This is a genomic window from Methylobacterium pseudosasicola (genome assembly GCF_900114535.1).
Taxonomy (GTDB): domain Bacteria; phylum Pseudomonadota; class Alphaproteobacteria; order Rhizobiales; family Beijerinckiaceae; genus Methylobacterium; species Methylobacterium pseudosasicola.
Genome location: NZ_FOTK01000005.1, coordinates 65,374 through 82,541, shown reverse-complemented (window position 1 = coordinate 82,541; position 17,168 = coordinate 65,374). Strand labels below are relative to the sequence as shown.

The window sequence follows — 17,168 nt, the reverse complement described above, 5'->3', positions numbered from 1 at the left end:
GCGTCCGAGCTTCACCTTTCCGAACGTCGTGGCATCCTTCGCGGCCTGTGAGATGCGAAGGATTCGTCCGATGGCCGGTGGGTGGAAAGGCGCGCGCAAAGCCGAACGGCGTGCTCGCCGCGGCGCCTGGCAGCCGTCTCCTCGCGTCCGAGGCCGTGTTCCCGCCGTGCCGGCCGAGCGAGGCGACGCGTACACCGTGACGGCGGACGCCGCCGCGCGAGTTGTGGCGGTCGACCTTTTCTGCGGCGCAGGGGGGCTCACCCACGGACTGGAGCGTGTCGGGATAGACGTCGCGCTTGGGGTCGACCTCGATGCCCGGTGCGAGTTTCCCTATACCCAGAACAACAAGGCGACGTTCCTGCCCGCGTCCGTGTCGGCGCTGACCGGGGCCGAGATCAAGGAGGCGTTCGGCGGTGCTCCTTACCGCCTTTTGGCGGGCTGTGCCCCCTGTCAGCCCTTCTCGTCCTACAGCCAGGGCCGTAAGCCGTCCGAGGACGATCGCTGGAACCTGCTCGCGGAGTTCGGACGGCTCGTCGTGCTGTCCGACGCGAACGTCGTGACGATGGAGAACGTCCCCAAACTCGTCAGGGAGAAGGTGTTCGACGATTTCGTGGCCCTCCTGGAAGCCAACGGCTTTCGGGTGAAGCATCAGATCGTCGATTGCGTGCTGTACGGCGTACCTCAGACGCGCCGCCGTCTCGTCCTGCTAGCGTCCAAACTCGGCGAGATCGACCTGGCCCCACCGGGCGAAATTGGCGGGACGTCCGTCGCGGACGCGATCGGACACATGCCGCAGCTAGCCGCGGGCGGGCGGGACGCGGAGGATCGACTGCACGCCTCAGCCTTGCTGTCGCCGATGAACCTGGCGCGGATCCGGGCCTCGGTTCCCGGGGGAACGTGGCGCGACTGGCCACCCGAGCTCGTCGCCGACTGCCACGCCAGGAAATCGGGAAAGACGTATCCCGGCGTATACGGCAGGATGACGTGGGCTGCTCCGTCGCCGACCATCACGACGCAATACTTCGGTTTCGGCAGCGGGCGCTTCGGGCACCCCCAACAGGATCGCGCGATATCGCTGCGCGAGGGGGCCATCCTCCAGAGTTTCCCCCCGGGGTATCGGTTCGTCGAAGACGGCAAACCCGTCGAGGTCTCCGTGATCGGGAGGCTCATCGGCAACGCCGTGCCCGTCAAGCTGGGCGAGGCGATCGGTCGGAGCGTCCTGGCACACGTTCGGGAGCATGCCGTCGCATGACGGTCCCGACCAGCCCGTTCTGGACCCACGAGGTGGCGCTGACGCGCCACTATCTGGGAACCGACGGGCCCGAGGGTTCCCTGCCGCTCGCGTTCCTCGACGCCTCCGGCAGGCAGATAGCCCGGGCGCTCGGCCGCCCGGACGAGGATGCGGAAGCCGCTCTCGAAACCTTCATCCGGATCTTCACGCCCGCCAGGATCGTCGTGGCGCTCAGGGACGGTCACGTCGCGCCGGCGCCGGCCGGGCTCCCGGTCATGGGATGGTTCTCGTACCTCGTCCTAACGTGCCACGTGGCGTCCGTGTCGCCGAACGTCGCCGCCTCCGACCGGTTCAGGGACCGCCTCCAGCTTCGCCTCGGGCTCGACAGGGGCATCTCGGAGTTGAGCGGTATAGCCCGCCTTTGGGAGCGTGCGCAGAGGTGGTGCGAGTTCCGGCACCGCAACGGGCAGCCCATTCGTCAGATCGCGCTGCCGGACCCCGGGACGGCGACCCAGATCGGCCATTCGCTGCGGATCTCGTTCCCGGCGCGCTCCGATCTCCGCCGCATGGAACGCCTGTTCGGCGGATTGGCGACCGGTCGCCCCCCGGCGCCCGGTCGAGTGGTGGCCACCGTCAGGAGCGAGATCGCGGATCGCACGTGGTCCCAGGGATTCCTCAGGGCGTTCGATGAATTCTCCACCCGGTTTCGTGCCGGCGACAGACTCTTGGAGGATCACCCCTTCTGGGTCGCGATCCGAGGCCTGAGCGAGAGGCCGGCGTCGCGTACGGATCCTCACACCTTCGATGTCGAGTTTCACGCCGGCTTCGACGGCTCTCCCTCCTACTCCATCCGAACCGACGATCCGGAGGTTTTACGGGCGCTGTCCGTCGAACCGGACCAGGAGCCAGGGCGGCCGGCGATCGAACTGGACCTGCCCGACCTGCTGTCGCTCCTTGGTGGCGACGTTCGATCGGTGCCCCACGCGCTTCGTCGCTGCCATGCCGAGGGGGCGATACCCTTCACTGAGGTCTCCTGGGGCGTCTGGCGCGCGGAGCGAACCCCCGAGGGTGCCAACGTCCGTCTGTTGCTTCGCGCCGACGCTGCCCGTCGCACCGCCGTCACCATTGAGGGCAACTACGCATGGGGGCTCGGCCCGCCGGTATCGCGCGAGGGGGCAGATGCGCTTCTCGCGGCCCTGCGCGGTCACGGTCCGGACCGATCGGAGCTGGTCGGAGTCCGGATCCGCGGCGGCGTTCGGATGGACGATGCGTATCTCGGACGACCGAAGTTCCTCCCACAGGCTACGGTCGGGCCCGGATGCGCGGCCACGATTTCCGCTGTCGGGACGACCGTCGGGACGATCGACGTTTCCCTGGCGGACGGGGTCGTCTCCTTGGATTGCTCGAACCCCCTGGAGGGCGTCTGGCGTCTCGAAGTGTCCGAGAGAGGGGTCGTCAGGGCCCGACCGTCCCTGATCTTCGAGCCCGATGCACGCCTCGACGCGCGGCGGTCCGCCGACGAGCTTGCGGCTGACTGGCGGCCGGAGGAGCCGACCCCCGTAGGCTGCTCCCCCGTCCCGGTCGCTCGCGTCATCCACGAGCGCGTCGAGAACAGGTTCGACGACGCCCTCGCGGACTTGCTCGAAGCCCTTTACGCGACCGGAGCCGGCGGGTGGGCCGAGCGCGACGTCGTGGGGATCGTCGGGACGTGCTTGCCCGACCGTTTCGCGGGTTGGGACGTCCTGCGCCTCCTCGTCGACAGCGGATGGCTGGTGGCGCGCGTCTCCAAGCGATGGCGGGCGCGACGCTGGTACCTCGTCCCGCCATACCTGACCGTCTTCCCATCCACCGGGGTGGTGGTGCTTGAGGGGGCCGCGGCGGCCGGGTGGAAAAGGAAGTTCCGCGATGTCGCGGAGGCGACCTCCGCCACGGTCGAGATGCGCTCGGTCGAGGCGGATTGGTCGATACCGACTTTGAGCGCGCAGACGACCGATCCCAAAGCGTTGGCGATGGCCGTCGGGCTCCCGCTGGTGGAAGCCGCTGCGAGCTTGCCGCCCATCGAAGCCCCGCTGCGGTACGACGACACGCTGTACGGCGACGAGCGACGGATCGTCGGATCCACTTGGGACTGGGCCAGGGGCCGTTTCACGCGTCACGGCGACGGAAAACGGTTCGACGTCGTCCTCGAAAGGCTCGCGACCGCTCGCCTCGGCGCCGCCGACATCTATCGAATCGTAGCTGATGGCAGTATCGTGCAACTTCTGGATGGAAGGAACGCGGCTATAGTGCTGGCGCATCGAACGGCCGGGATACCTCTATTCACGTTCGACGGACGCGAGAAGCGCCTCACGAGATTGGCCGGCGAAGGGGCGTTGCCGTCGGCGGTCGCCCGCTACCTCCGTCTACGGAACGGCTGCGGGCCAGGACTCGATTTCGGCGTCGACGGTCGCGGGTACGTGGCAAAGTGCGAACCGACGGACGCGATGTCGTTGAAGGCCTGGCTGGGACCTGCGCTGAATTGGGTAGGGGGCGGACCTTCGCCTCTAGACCGGACGTTGCTGACGCTCGCCCTCGGTCGATCTCGCGGTCCGGGCGGGGCACGCGCCGTGGCCGGCGTCGCAGCGAGATCGTAGCGATGTTGAGGCGCGAGACCGACCTGCTCGGCAAAGAGATCTACATCGGAACGACGCTGTTCCAGGATCCTAGGGTGGCGAGACTCGTTCCCCTGGCGCTCGCCCGCCCCGACGGTTGGCGGCGCGTCGAGCCGGCGCGCTTCCCGGACGAGGGCAACGTCTTCAGCGTGGACCCCAAGGTCGTCCGCCGGCCGAAGGGCTACGTCGTGCTCTTCACCATCACTCGCAACGACCGTCCCGGTGGACGCGATCGGTTCATCACCGCGGAGGTCGACGAGCCGTTCGAGTTGGTACGCGAGCTGGCGTCCGCGACCGCCGACGCGCGACGGACGGTCATGATGGAGACCGGCCTCGACAGGAACCTTCAGGAGGAGCCTCGCGTCCTGGTACCGATCGGCGACGGCGAGGTCACCTTCCCGCGGCTCCAGCGATCCGGTCCGGGTGCCCGGTGGACCCTCGCCCTCCAGGAAGAGGCCGACAGGATCGAGGTGTACGCGACGCCTACGGGTGGTTTCCGCGAATTCGTCGTCGACGACCATGCCTTCGCACTGCCCGGCCGCGTGCCGGCGCGGTCGGTCGGGTGCGTCAACTGGCAGGCCGACGCCGAGTTCCTGCAGTATCTCGTCCGGAAGGTTCGCAAGACAGGCACCTTCACGTCCGCCTCCGACGACTTCAAGGTCACGGATCGGATGCTCGTCAGGTTGCATGCCTTCTACCGCGACGCCAACGTCATCGGCGAGCGAGCGGGCGCGAACGAGGCGCTGCGCGACCGGCTCGGCGAGTTCCTCGCGAAGCTGACGACGGGCAGTGCCGCCTTGGCCGACATCGCGGATGCCCTTCATGGGCATCAAGAGATCCGTTCGGCGCTCGCACGATTGTCGGAGGCGGACCTCGACGAGCTACGAGACCGCGAATTGGCCCGTCTCCGGCCCGCTCTCACCAGCCAGATCGAGGGCGAGCTGGCGGAGCGTTACGCCGAGCGCGACGCGGTGCTCGGCGAACTCGACGACGTGACCGGACGCCTGGCGGCCCGGACCGAGGCGTTGCATCAGGTCGAGGCGTTGGCCGGACCCGGCATGGCGTCGTTGCGGGAAGGGCTCGGTTCGTACCTGGAACGGATCAGCGAAGCGGGGTCGACGCTCGAACGGATGGCCGAACTGGCCGGCTCGCGTACTCCATCCGGTGGCGCGGCGGCGACCGGGGACTCGTCCCCGTGGGCATCGGCATCGACCCGGCACGACCGGGCGCTGCCGCCCGTCGAATTCGTCGCCGCAGCCGAGGAGAGAGCCAAGGGGCTCGGACTGTCGGTGGAGGTGCTGCGAACGCTGGACGTACTCTGCCGGGCGGGCGAAATTCCGACGTTGTTCGGGGATTCGGTCGAGATCGCTATTCGCTGCTACGCCGACCTCGTCGCTGGCGGCGAGGTGGCGCGAATGCCCCTCGATCCGACCATCCTGGGCCCGGACGACGTCTGGCGGCGCCCGGGCTCGGGTGAACAGACGGTCTTCGCGAAGGCCTGGCGGGCCGCGTCGACCGTACCGGATCGCTTCGTCCTCCTCTGTCTGGACGACCTCGATCGCGCTTCTCTGTCGGACTGGTTTCCGCGGTTCCGCTCGCTGTATCGCGGCGGCAGACCGTCGAACCTGCTGGTGATCGCCACCGTGACGGACAACGAGACGGCCAAGACGCGTGGCGACGACCTCGCGACGCGGGTGTCCTGTCACGCCGGGCGCAGGGCCTACCTCGCCGCCCTGCGCGGTCGTGAATTGCCCGAGGCGTGCAGGCTCGTTCCGCCCAGCCGCCCCACACTTTCTCCCGACGAGCGTGAGTCGCTTTTCGAAAGGCTGTCGGCCATCGGTGGCGGGGGCGATCTCGGCCGACGGCTGATGGATGTCTACTTGGCGTCGCGGGTTTGGCTCGACCATTCGGCGGCCTGCGAGTTCGCGGCGGGAACGGTCGCCCCGGCGGACCGCCCGGCGCACCGATCCGACGCCGACGGGCGCGTCATCCCCTTGAACGCGACGAACGAGAGGAAGGAAAAGTCGTCATGATCGATCCGATCGGCTCATTCGAACGGCTTCGCGACTTCTTCCTGACTTACCTCGACACCGCCTACCGTATCAGGCAGCCCGGACTTTCGGCCGCCCGTCGCGCACTGATGTCGTCGCCGGGAACCCTGGCGACCGAGCCTTTGCTCGAACCAGTGCCACGCTATCGTGCCTGCGACTACCCCATCGAACGTCTGATGGAGGACTGGGACGGCAACCCGATCGGCCATATGGGCCGCGACGCCCGCGCCGCCTTCGTCGAGCTCGTCCTGTCCGGCCTGTTCCCCGGCAGGGACACGGAGAACGGCGACATTGCCCGGGAAAGCCTGTTCAAGCCCTACGAGCACCAGATGCGCATGCTGGCCCGCGGCACGAAGCCGGGCCTGCCTGGCATCGTCACGTCGGGTACGGGGTCGGGAAAGACCGAGTCGTTCATGCTGCCGGTCATCGCGGCGTTGACGGAGGAAGCCGTCGGCTGGCCGAAGGCGCCACCCGGCTACCTTCGAGGACGTTGGTGGCGCGATCACGAGGACCGGTTCGCGAGCAAGCGTGCCGGCGAGCCCAAGGGACGCCCGAAGGCCCTTCGCGCCCTCGTGCTGTATCCGATGAACGCACTGGTCGAGGACCAGATGACGCGTTTGAGGCGCACGCTCGATTCCCCCGAGGCACGCGCCTCAATGGATCGCCGCCTCGGCGGGAACAGGATCTTCTTCGGGCGGTACACCGGCGCGACGCCTGTGACCGGCTTCCTCGACCACCCCCGTCGCGCAGATACCAAGGACCAGAAGAAGCGGCGGGAACGCAAGATCGCCGAACTCGCCGAGGCGATGAAGGAGTTCGAGGACGGGCACGTCCAGGCGTGCAGGCACGATCGGGACAACGACGGCAAGCCCGAGCCGACGCGCTACCTGTTTCCCTCCACCGACGGCTCTGAGATGCTCTCGCGGTGGGACATGCAGGCGGACCCGCCCGACATCCTCGTGACCAACTCGTCGATGCTGGGGACCATGCTGGCACGCGAGGTCGAGGCACGGATCTTCGACCGGACGCGGGAATGGCTCGAAACGGACCCCGACGCGTACTTCTACCTCGTTCTGGACGAGCTCCATCTCATCCGCGGGTCCGCCGGGACCGAGACCGCCGGCCTCATCCGGAGCTTGATACACCGGCTGGGCCTCCATTCACCCGAGACGCGTCACAAGCTCAGGATCCTCGCGTCGAGCGCCTCCCTCCCCACGGTGGGCGAGCAGGGGGATAGGAGCCTGAAGTACCTCGACGCCTTCTTCGGCCCCTTCGGCACCTACGACCGCGCCGGCTCCGACGGCTTCCTGGAGCGGGAACGCTGGGCCGAATGCATCGTCCCGGGACAGCAGGTTCTGCCGCCCGAACCGGCGATGGGCTCGCTGGCCACCGCGCCGTTCATCGCCCTGCTGGCGGCCCTCCCGGGCGGCGGAGAGCTAGTTCGGACGGTCGTCGACACGCCGGACTTCCGTCGCGCCTTCACCGATTGCCTCCTGGCGATCGCGGGGGGCGAGGAGCCGAGCGCTTTCGAGGAAGTGCTCGCGCGCGGGGTCGAGGCCGCGGCGGGTGCGATCGTCTGGGCCTGCAGGACCTCGAAGGACGGCGAGCCGATTGCCGTGCGAGCCACGTCCGTCGCGACCATCGCGACGCGGTTGTTCGGCGCTTCGGGGCCCGACGAGCGGACGGCCATGCGGGGGCTGGCCCTGATGCGCGGCGTCGGCGATGTCATGGAAAAGCTCTTCGGGGTGAAGCCCGACGAGCGGACGCCGAGTTTCCGCATGCACCAGTTCGTCCGTAGCATCGAAGGGCTCTTCGCGACGCCCGAGTTCGATGTCTCGGGCGGGGCGGTCGACTACCGCGGCGTATCCGTCGACAGGGGACTGACCTACACCACGGTCGGGGAGCGCCACAGACGCAAGTTCGAGCTGGTCTACTGCGAGGCCTGCGGCGAGACCTTCGCGGGAGGCATGCGGGGCGTACAGTCCAACGGCGCCTCGGAGATAGAGCTGCTTCCGTCGGCGCCCGACCTGGGCGCCCTTCCCGAAGCGGGAGGCGTCGGACATTACGAGCAGCTGAGCTACGCCGAGTTCGCCGTCTTCTGGCCATCCACCAAGGCGCCGGCGGACTGCGGGGACAACGAGGCCTGGGTCGACAGTACGCTTGATACGAGCACCGGCGTCGTGCGGCCCGGGTTGCCCGCCACGGCCGACGCAGCGCTGGTGCCTGGTCGCCTGTTCCACTGCGCCAGGCCCCAGAGGTCGCACAAGCGAGTTCTGACGTCCCCGGGGACGGCCGGACCTGACTGTTGTCCGGCATGCGGCATCAACTACTCGCCACGTAAGAAGCCGCGGTTCTCGCCGATCCGGAGCTTCCGGTCCGGTTTCAACAAGACCTCCCAGCTGCTCGCCACCGAGATGTTCGAGGTCCTGCACGCGAGCGGGTCGTTGGCCAAGGCCGTGGCCTTCTCGGACAGCCGGCAGGATGCGGCCAAGGCGGCCATGGAGATCGAGAGATCCCACTATCAGGATCTCCGCCGGCTCATGATCATGGAGCTCGCCGACCGCGTCACCAACGCGGCCGACAACGCCGCGGAGATCGCCCGACTGCGCAAGCTCATGCGAAAGTACGAGGAGGAGGACGAGCTCGACTTGATGGACACGACGCTGGCGCAGATCCGTGCCCTCAAGGCATCGTCGGGCAAGGACCGCGTCCCGCTGCGCAATATCGTCGAGCAACGAATCGCGACGGCCGGGCATTCCACCAGCCCGATGCTCCAGGAGATGCTTCGTCTCGGCGTCCATCCGACCGACGAGGTCGGCGTGAAGCGTTACGGTCGTTTCGACTGGCCCGAGCTGTTCGAGCGCGAGAGCGGTCGTCTGATCTGGCGCAGCGGCGGCACCGTGGACGACGAGATCCAGGCCGCCCGCGTCGAGATCGTCGACAAGCAGGATCCGCACATCGACGAGGTGCTGTTCTCGCGATCATACTTCGCCTTGGAGGAGACGGGTCTGGGCTACCCGACGCTGTTCACCGATGTCGTACCTGACGATGCCGACCGCCTCGACGCGTGGCTCAGGGTGTTCGGGGACGCCTACAGGGTCTCGTCGAACCGATACATGTCGGACGAGTACCATCCGTGGATCGATGCAGTCCCGAAGGGTAACAGGGTCTACGCGCTGGCCAAGGCGGTACGCCCGACCGATCCCGATCGCGAGGTCGCAGACGTCCTGGGGCGGCTGCGCGAACTGAAACACGCCGAGGGCAGGATCGATGCCGCCCGTCTCGGCGTGCGCATGACGAAGCCCGATCACGACTACTGGCGTTGCGAGAAGTGCTCCCGTGTACACCTGCATCGTGGCGTCGGCTTCTGCACGCGTTGCCGGGACCCGTTGGATGCGGTCGCGACGGGCAAGGTCGAGACGCTGTGGAAGGACAACTTCCTCGCGGGGCGCATCGTCCGCGGCAAGAAGGAGGGGGTGTCGGGCTTCCGCCTGAGGTGCGAGGAGCTCACCGGACAGACCGGCAGCCCGGCCGATCGGCTGCGTCGCTTCAAGGGCATCTTCGTCGCGGACGGCTCGCAGGTCGACCGGGACCTGAACAGGTCCGCTTCGGAGATCGACCTGTTGTCGGTAACTACGACGATGGAGGTCGGCATCGATATCGGCGCGTTGCAGGCGGTCTACCAGGCGAACATGCCCCCGCAGCGCTTCAACTACCAGCAGCGCGTCGGGCGCGCCGGCCGTCGCGGGCAAGCCTACTCCGTGGTCGTGACGCTCTGCCGGAGCCGAAGCCACGACCTGCACTACTTCCGCTCGCCCGAGGCCATCACGGGCGATCAGCCCCCGCCCCCCTTCCTGGCCGTGGACCATGTCGACATCCCATCGCGCTTGGTGCGCAAGGTGTGGCTCCTGAAGGCTTTCGACCGGTTGCGGGACGCGGCGGGCGCGAACTGGCCCGGCGACGACGCCAAATCCGATCCGCACGGCGAGTTCATGCCGGCCGCCCTGTTCTACGCTGTCGGCTCGCCGTGGCCGGATGCCTTGCGGATGGCGCTCGACGGCACGACGGGGACGCGCGACGATTTCGCGTCGGTGATCGGTCGGGGTATTCCGGGGCGGGCGGAGGCGCTCGTCGCTGCCTGCTCGACGACGACCGTCATGGCCGAGGTCATGGCCGAGGCCGTGGGCGGGGTCGATTTTGATGCCGGCCTGGCGCAATTCCTCGCCGAGAAGGGCCTGTTCCCGATGTACGGGATGCCCACCCGGGTCAGGAACCTCTATCTCGGTCTCAAGAAGGCCGGACGGGGCCGGCTGGCCTGGGACGGGGTGGATCGCGACCTCGACGTCGCGATCTACGAGTTCTCGCCGGGGCAGACGCTCACCCGCGACAAGCAGGTCCACCGGGCCGTCGGCTTCACCGGTAGCCTGCTACCCCCCGCGGTCCACGGCAAGTTCGTTCCGAAGATCCCGGTCTCGCGGTTGTGGTACGATGCGGAACGCGCCATCGCGGAATGTCCGGGTTGCCGCGGTCGGACGTTGCACGACTCGGTGCGTATCGACCCGTTCGAATGCGGCGACTGCGGCGCCGACGTCGAACGGGCCAACGCGACGGCCTATCACATCCCCTCGGGCTTCAGGACGACGTTCCGGCCCGAGGATCCGCGGGACGACGACGAGGTCGCGCCCCCTCCTCGCCGGGTGGTCGCCGCCGAGATCCGCAACGTGGACGTGCAGGCCGTCGAGGGCACGAACCTGTCCATCCACGCCGGTTCGGGAGCCTCGGTCCTCAGGATGAACGATGGTCCACCGCCGGACGTCGCCAACCCGACCGGGGGATATGCGGTCCAGCGAGCGACGCAGAACTCCCTCTTCATGCCGCGCGGCGTGATCGCGAAGGGGCCGCCGCTCGAAAACCAGTTCGTACTGAAGGAGGTGTCTTCTCGGCGCGAGCGTTGGACCGAGGCGGACGAGGACCCGGAGGTGGGCATCCGTCTGTTGTCCGTGAAACCGACGGAAGCACTGTACCTAGAACTGCGGGCGATCCCCCGCGGTCTGCGGTTGGGCGCCATCGGGCGGACCCCGAACCGAGCGGCGATCCGCTCGGCGGCCATCAGCGCCACGCAGCTGCTGCTCCAACGGGCGTCCCTGGAGCTGGACATCGACCCGGATGAATTCGAGGCGCTGGAGCCTCGCGTCCGTGGTGGCTTGCCCATGATCCAGATCGCCGACAACCTGGTGAACGGGGCCGGCTTCTGTAGGCGGCTGGCCGAAGAGGAGCTCGACGGCACGCCGACGATCGTCCGCTTGGTCAGATCCATGCTCGACATCGCGGACGATCCGATCGTGGGCGCGTTCCGCGACGCCGAGCATCGCAGCGACTGCGCGCAGGCTTGCTATCGATGCATGCAGCGCTACGGGAACCGCCAGTACCACGGCTTGCTGGACTGGCGGCTCGGCCTCGGCTTCCTGCGCGCCCTCGTGGATCCGGCATACCGCTCCGGCCTCGACGGACGGTGGGATCGCGACGTCGAACTCCTGGATTGGCCCCGCTTGGCCACGAACGTGCGCGACGATCTGTGCAACCTCAACGCCGCCGCCAGGCATCCGGTCCGGCTCGGGCGGGACGGCTTGCCCGGCATCCGCGAGCGGACGAACGCAGGCGGCGAGAGGTTCTACGTCATGGTCCACCCGTTCTGGCGCGTGGACGATACGGCCGGCCCCGACGGCGCGCTGGCGAGCGTCGGCAGGGATGTCGGCGGCGGGGAGCTCCACTACGTCGATACCTTCGACGCGAGCCGGCGACCCGTGTCCGCCCTGGATACGGCGCGCGCACGCGATACCGAGTAGCGACATGGCGGAGGGCGTGGCCGGGGAATGGACAGCGTCGACCCGATCAAGCGCTCCGCCATCATGCGCAGCGTTCGGCAAAAGAACACCGGGCCCGAGGTGGCACTACGCCAGGGGCTTCATGCCCTGGGGCTGCGATACCGCCTCCATGCCAAGGAGCTGCCCGGTAGACCGGACATCGTCTTCCGGAAGCGCCGGGCCTGCGTCTTCGTGCACGGCTGCTTCTGGCATCGGCACGGCTGCTGGAAGACGACGACACCGAAGTCCAACGCCGACTTCTGGAACGAGAAGTTCCGGGCGAACGAGGCTCGGGATCGGAGGGCGGTGGACACGTTGCTCGCCGCCGGGTGGCGTGTCGCGACGATATGGGAGTGTGGCCTGACCGGTAAGGCGGATCCCTCGGACTGCGCGGAGTTCGTGGCCCGATGGTTGGCGGGCGACGAGCCGACCGGCGATTACCCTGCCCCGACCGCGAAGCCACGCCGCGCCGAGCCTCCCTCCGCAGGGGCGCTCGCGGCGGAGACCGGGGGGCGGCCCGAATGCTGAAAGCGATCCTCGGCGGAAAAGGCCGTACGTTGCCGGACTCGGCCCGCCCGGGCGATTCATACCGGAGCGTGTTCCGATCGGCCGAGGACCCGCTCACCGCGGCGGTCTTCTCGCGTCTCGTCTACCTGGAACCCGCCCATCTCTGGGACGTGCTCCTTCGAGCCACGCGGGGCGCGTTGCCGGCCGGGGCGGACCCCGTCCGGCTCGTGGATGTCCAGTTCTGGCCGGGGTGGTCGTTGACGACGGCCAGGGGCTTCAAGCCCGTCGAGCCCGACTTATGGATGAGGTTCGACCATGGTCGGCCGGCGCGGCGCTTCGACCTGATCTTCGAATGCAAGCGGGGAGCGGACCACGACCCGGGCCAGTGGGACCGTGAGTGGCGCGCTCACGTTGAGGCCCATCCCGAGGAGGATCCGGACCGGCGGGTCGCCCTCGTGGCGGTCGGCACCTGGGGAGGGGCGTCCACCTGCGTAGCCTCGGCCATCGCGTCGTCCGGCCGGGTTTCGATGCCGGAGGGATTCCGCGTCGTTCCCTTGGGCTGGGGCGCCCTCGCCGACACGTTGTCGGGTGCGCTTGCCGAAGGCAGGGACGGGCGCATCGTTTCGGACGTGCTCGATGCCCTGGCACTCCATGGACATCTCCATGCGACCCGGCTGGCCGACATCGCGCGCCCCGCATCCGCAGCCTTCGATCGATCCGGGCGTACGTTCGCCGCGATGGCCCTCTTCCTTGGCGACGAGCCCCAGGCCGATCCCTCGGGGGATGCCCTCGCCGATTGGCCGGACCGGATCCAAGGCATGCGACCCGCGGCGTATGCTCATGCCGCTCTGCGCAGGATGTGACGCACATGCCCGACGTGGACCCCGATCTCGCCGATGCCCTCCGGGACGTGCGTCAGGCGTATAGGCTCCTGTGGTCCTACCAACGCCGTATCCTGGACCTGGCACGGGTCGTTCTCGCGGCGTTCCCGGATCACGAATTCTATGCGTGGCGCCCCAGGATCGGCGACCCGCCGCCGCAGCTGACCGGCAACCCCATGGACCGATGGGCCTGGGATTTCCTGCCGCTCGCCGAAGCCTGCTTCCTGTTCCTACCCGGAGGCGCCGACCGCAACGCACCAAAGGCTGGCGAATGGATGGTCGAGCTACGCGTACAGGCTGACGACGTGCACGAGGGATACGCGGAGGCGAGCGAGTTCGACCCGGCACGTTTCAAAGCTGCCGAGGAAACATCCTCGTCGCTGTGGCTGTACCTTTGGCTTTGCGACGAAGGGGTCCCGAGGAACTGGCACAACTGGGTCTGGCAAAACGTGGCGAAGCCCGTCCACGACGATATCCCCATGAACCACCCGAGGGGCCCCTTCAGGATCGTCGGAAGGAGGGTCAATCTCGCGACGCTGCCGGATCGACCCGCGGTCGAGGCGATGGTCGCAGATTTTCGTTCCATGGCCGCGCAAGCCCTGGGGCTTCCGGCGTGATGCAGGCAGTGTTCCGTTTCGGGTTCGGAGCCTCGGCTAACACGGGCGGCGCCACGGTGGCCGAGGCTTGCGGATCCTGGATCCAGCAACGCTCGAATCCGTCGGTGCTCCGCACCCATTCAGGTCGATGTGTCGGGCACGATCCCGTCCCCGGGGGCGGACGCTTCCGCTACCGGAGACCGCGCGCAATTCGTGGCTCGGCCAACCTCGGCGCATGGCGTGGATACCGAGTTCGCGTCGCCGCCCGGAACCTTCGCATACCCCGCCGCGGGACGTATCTCCTCGACCACGCGCCGGGTCACTCGTGATGGGATGCTCGGTGGTGCGAGAGGCCAAGCTCCTGGTCCTGGACACGTCGCACTTCGGTCAGTGGGTCCGGGATGCCTGTTCCCGTCGCGCCGACGACCGGCGACGCGCTGGATCGTTTGGGGACGCTCTCGATCAGGCCGGGTGGGTTTGCGCGTTCGGCTTCGAGCACATCGCCGAGATCCACGGCCACGCCGATCCCGAGGTACGAGCGAACCGCTCGGCCTTCCTCCGTTCCATGCCGCTGATTGCCTACGTTCGTAGCCGCCACGGCCCGGAGGCCGGGTTCGGCAGCGTGGTCGACGTACTCGGCTCGGAGATCGCGGCAGCGCTGGATGTCAGGACCTCGGACCCGGTTACCGTCGCCACCGCGGCCCGACCGAACATGTTCGCCTATGCACCCGGCTCGGATGTCATGCGGCACATCGACGACGCCGGACCGATCCTGGGTGAGATGCTTCGGGCGCAGGCGTCACGGAACAGGCGAACCGTCGCCTTGTCCCGCGCCGATGTGGAAGGGCCGCCGGATGTGACGGTCGCCGAACTCCTGCGGCTACCGCTCCGGACCGCCGAGGATCAAGCGGCCTTCATGGAGCGGTTCGGCGCCAAGATGGTCAGCGAGGTCGTCGACCGTGGGGACCGGCGGATCGAGGATCCCCGCGCCGTGGCCGACGAGTTCACCGCGAGCGTGCGCGAGGCGCTTCGGCAGCCCGGGCAGGCCGGCGTTCACCCGATCCGTTGGCTGCTCGGGCGGATGGGCCTTCGCCGTGACGAAATCGTTCCCGACGCTAGGCTGCGGGATCTCCTCAGGATCTCGCATCACCGACATCGGGCCCTCATCGCCGCGGACGGCGTGGGCATCGACCCTTGTGCGGTCGTGGAGCGCGTGCACACGGACAGGATGCCGTCGGCCGTGATTGGCGATGCCCTGGAGCGGTTCGGACAAGAGCCGCTCCGCCGCAAGGGCAGCTCTCTGAACGACGTGCATCTCGTCTGCCTCTCGCCCTACGCCCGAATGACGAGCGTCGACAAGGGGACGTTCGGCAACGTCGCCCGGGCATCCGCCCGCTGTAGCGACTTCAGATCCGTCGTGGGGCCGGTAGCGCGTCGTCCCACCTATGCTGATCTCTTACAGGACCTCGCCGTGGGCTGAGACGAACCGGTTTCAATCGTTCCGCCTTGCGCAACGCATTGCGCTCCGGGTGGTCTCTCCGCCCGTTATGGGGGCGCCGAGTGCCGGAACGCCGGCCCAATGGCTGACACCTGAGAATGGGTTCGGACTTTCACGGTAACGGAGTGCGCTTGCGCGAGCTTCGTCGACGCGTCGCCACACCTGCGAACGTAGCGGTGAGACTGGGAAGTCGCCGGACCGCATTCCATTTCAGAGCGCGTCCGCACGGATCGGGGGTAGAAACAGGTCGGCCACCGCGCCGGCCTTGTTCTCCCAACGCAGCGCAAGGCACTCTCCAGGTGCGGCGTTCACGCCCCCCTCGATCCAGGCCTCGCCCCCGTCGGTACGGATACGGAACCCCCATTCCCCCCGCCAGACCGTCACGCTGCCATCGACGTGGCAGCGGATCTCCGTGATGAGGTCTCGAAGCTCTTGTGCCGCAGCGGCACGTGCAGCGTACTGCTCGTCCGCCGGCATTCCGTCCAGATCCGCGATAGCCGAGAGGATGCCGCGGGCGACCTCTGGCGTTGAAATGGGCGGTGCGGCGCTCGCTTCGCGGCGTGCAGCCGCGAGGTCCTCCTCGGCTCGGGCGAGATCGGATTGGCGAAGCGCCAAGCGGTCATCCAAGGCCGCTCCGCGCTCGATGGCGGCGACGAGGTTGTCGACGGCGGCGCGCAGCTCGTCGCGGAGCCGCTCCGCCGCCGCGACTGTCTCGTCCTCGGCCGTCGCGGGAACGTGCTGCGGCCTGTCCGAGAGCATCGCCCAAGAAAGGACGGCGCGCTCCAACGGTCGATAGCGCGGATATGTCTCGTTGGCGCAGGTGCCGTTCCGGTTGCCGCTGCACCGCAGGCACGGCGTGCTCCGTGGCCCTCTGTCCCGGTAGTTCATTGGGCTACCGCAGGCGTCGCAAACCGCCAGCCTCGAAAAGAGGTTGCTGTATACCGTCCCCTTGCGTCCGCCCGGGTTGGCGACGAACTTCCTGGCGCGCTTGTTGGACGCGCTGCGCGCCCGCTTCCAGAGGTCCTCGGAAATGACCCGGGGATAGTAGTCCGGGATCGGGTCGCCAACGGGTATGCGGCGCTCCCGTCGGACGCCGTCCACCACGCTCGCCTCTTTCCGGCAGGGCTGAAAGATGCCGATCAGCGCGGGGTTGTCCGTGTACTTCGTGACCGTCCCGCCGTGCCACTCTCGGCCGCCGCCCCAGGGCTTCACGCCCTCGGCGTTGAGGCGTCTGGCGATTTTGTCGCGGCCGATACCAGCCGCGAGCTCCTCAAGCATCCGCTCGACGATCAGCACGCGCTCGTCAATGGGCTTGAACGAACGTCGGTCCGGGAGGAGCTCCAGCCAGGCGGGAGCCTTGGCCGTAAGCTTCAACTCCGTTTGCTCGCGCTTACGGACCCAGGCTGCCCGAAGCCGCTGGACCTTGCGGGCACTCTCCTCGTGTGCCCGGCTCATCACCGCAAGCGAGACGATGAGCTGGGTCCAGTTCCCGTTGACGCTCTCCTCCGAATAGATGCAATCGTCGCCGAGGGTCGCGACCACGATTCCAGCCTCGATCAGCGCCAGGAACGAACGCAGGGCGGTGAGGACGTGCTCGCGGCTTAGGCGATCCAGGCTCTCCACCAGTAGGTAGCTCCCGCGGGGAACCTCGCCCGCCTCGACCTTCCTGAGGAACACGCCGAGGGCGCCTTTGGTCTTGTTCGTGCCGTCGAACGCCGAGATCCCGAGGTCACGTAGGGTGTCGTCGAGGATGAGACCGTGACACGCGACGAAGGCATCACGAAGCTCGGCCTGACGTCGCTCGCCATCGCCCTTGAGCTGGCGGTCGGAAGAGAGGCGTATGTAGCTGTAGGCCCGGGGGCGCTCGTCGGTCATACCACCGAGCCTCG

10 protein-coding genes are annotated in these 17,168 nt (G+C 68.1%); 8 read left to right on the top strand and 2 right to left on the bottom strand.

What is annotated here, in order from left to right; translation table 11 throughout:
* Positions 1–196 precede the first annotated feature (196 nt).
* The 7 genes from BM228_RS06885 to BM228_RS06855 all read left to right on the top strand — a co-directional run bounded on the left by BM228_RS06885 (position 197) and on the right by BM228_RS06855 (position 13,802).
* The gene (locus BM228_RS06885) at positions 197–1,252 is read left to right on the top strand and encodes a DNA cytosine methyltransferase (protein ID WP_244537051.1); all 1,056 of its coding nucleotides are present in this window, start codon (positions 197–199) and stop codon (positions 1,250–1,252) included.
* Positions 1,249–3,864: a hypothetical protein gene (locus BM228_RS06880; protein WP_092038433.1), complete on the top strand. Its 2,616-nt coding sequence runs from the start codon at positions 1,249–1,251 to the stop codon at positions 3,862–3,864. The genes BM228_RS06885 and BM228_RS06880 overlap by 4 nt, the downstream gene beginning before the upstream one ends.
* A gap of 2 nt (positions 3,865–3,866) precedes the next feature.
* Positions 3,867–5,915 (top strand): hypothetical protein, encoded by a 2,049-nt coding sequence (locus BM228_RS06875; RefSeq protein WP_092038431.1) that lies wholly within the window; start codon positions 3,867–3,869, stop codon positions 5,913–5,915.
* Positions 5,912–11,779: a DEAD/DEAH box helicase gene (locus BM228_RS06870; protein WP_092038429.1), complete on the top strand. Its 5,868-nt coding sequence runs from the start codon at positions 5,912–5,914 to the stop codon at positions 11,777–11,779. Before BM228_RS06875 ends, BM228_RS06870 begins: the two co-directional genes overlap by 4 nt.
* 27 nt (positions 11,780–11,806) lie before the next feature.
* On the top strand, positions 11,807–12,325 hold the full coding sequence (locus tag BM228_RS06865; protein ID WP_092038427.1) for a very short patch repair endonuclease: 519 nt from the start codon (positions 11,807–11,809) through the stop codon (positions 12,323–12,325).
* 68 nt (positions 12,326–12,393) lie between these two features.
* Positions 12,394–13,167 carry a hypothetical protein gene (locus BM228_RS06860; protein WP_139234054.1) on the top strand — a complete coding sequence of 258 codons (774 nt, stop codon included), beginning with the start codon at positions 12,394–12,396 and terminating at the stop codon, positions 13,165–13,167.
* Positions 13,168–13,172: 5 nt separating this feature from the next.
* Positions 13,173–13,802 carry a hypothetical protein gene (locus tag BM228_RS06855; protein WP_092038424.1) on the top strand — a complete coding sequence of 210 codons (630 nt, stop codon included), beginning with the start codon at positions 13,173–13,175 and terminating at the stop codon, positions 13,800–13,802.
* A gap of 298 nt (positions 13,803–14,100) precedes the next feature.
* Here BM228_RS06855 and BM228_RS34570 read toward each other — a convergent pair whose 3' ends face one another.
* Positions 14,101–14,301, bottom strand: coding sequence for a hypothetical protein (locus BM228_RS34570; RefSeq protein WP_167367682.1), 201 nt, complete (start codon positions 14,299–14,301; stop codon positions 14,101–14,103).
* 222 nt (positions 14,302–14,523) lie between these two features.
* On the opposite strand from BM228_RS34570, the gene BM228_RS34565 reads away from it, so the two are divergent.
* On the top strand, positions 14,524–15,261 hold the full coding sequence (locus tag BM228_RS34565) for a hypothetical protein (protein WP_167367681.1): 738 nt from the start codon (positions 14,524–14,526) through the stop codon (positions 15,259–15,261).
* A gap of 228 nt (positions 15,262–15,489) precedes the next feature.
* Here the strand turns inward: BM228_RS34565 and BM228_RS06845 are convergent, their stop codons facing one another.
* Positions 15,490–17,154, bottom strand: a complete 1,665-nt coding sequence (locus BM228_RS06845; protein WP_092038421.1) for a recombinase family protein — start codon at positions 17,152–17,154, stop codon at positions 15,490–15,492.
* Between the last annotated feature and the right edge of the window lie 14 nt (positions 17,155–17,168).

What these genes read in the sequence shown, in the direction of transcription:
- BM228_RS06880 (WP_092038433.1), top strand. Translation starts at nt 1,249, where the DNA reads ATGACGGTCCCGACCAGCCCGTTCTGGACCCACGAGGTGGCGCTGACG.
- BM228_RS06875 (WP_092038431.1), top strand. Translation starts at nt 3,867, where the DNA reads ATGTTGAGGCGCGAGACCGACCTGCTCGGCAAAGAGATCTACATCGGA.
- BM228_RS06870 (WP_092038429.1), top strand. Translation starts at nt 5,912, where the DNA reads ATGATCGATCCGATCGGCTCATTCGAACGGCTTCGCGACTTCTTCCTG.
- BM228_RS06865 (WP_092038427.1), top strand. Translation starts at nt 11,807, where the DNA reads ATGGACAGCGTCGACCCGATCAAGCGCTCCGCCATCATGCGCAGCGTT.
- BM228_RS06855 (WP_092038424.1), top strand. Translation starts at nt 13,173, where the DNA reads ATGCCCGACGTGGACCCCGATCTCGCCGATGCCCTCCGGGACGTGCGT.
- BM228_RS34565 (WP_167367681.1), top strand. Translation starts at nt 14,524, where the DNA reads ATGCGGCACATCGACGACGCCGGACCGATCCTGGGTGAGATGCTTCGG.
- BM228_RS06845 (WP_092038421.1), bottom strand. Translation starts at nt 17,154, where the DNA reads ATGACCGACGAGCGCCCCCGGGCCTACAGCTACATACGCCTCTCTTCC.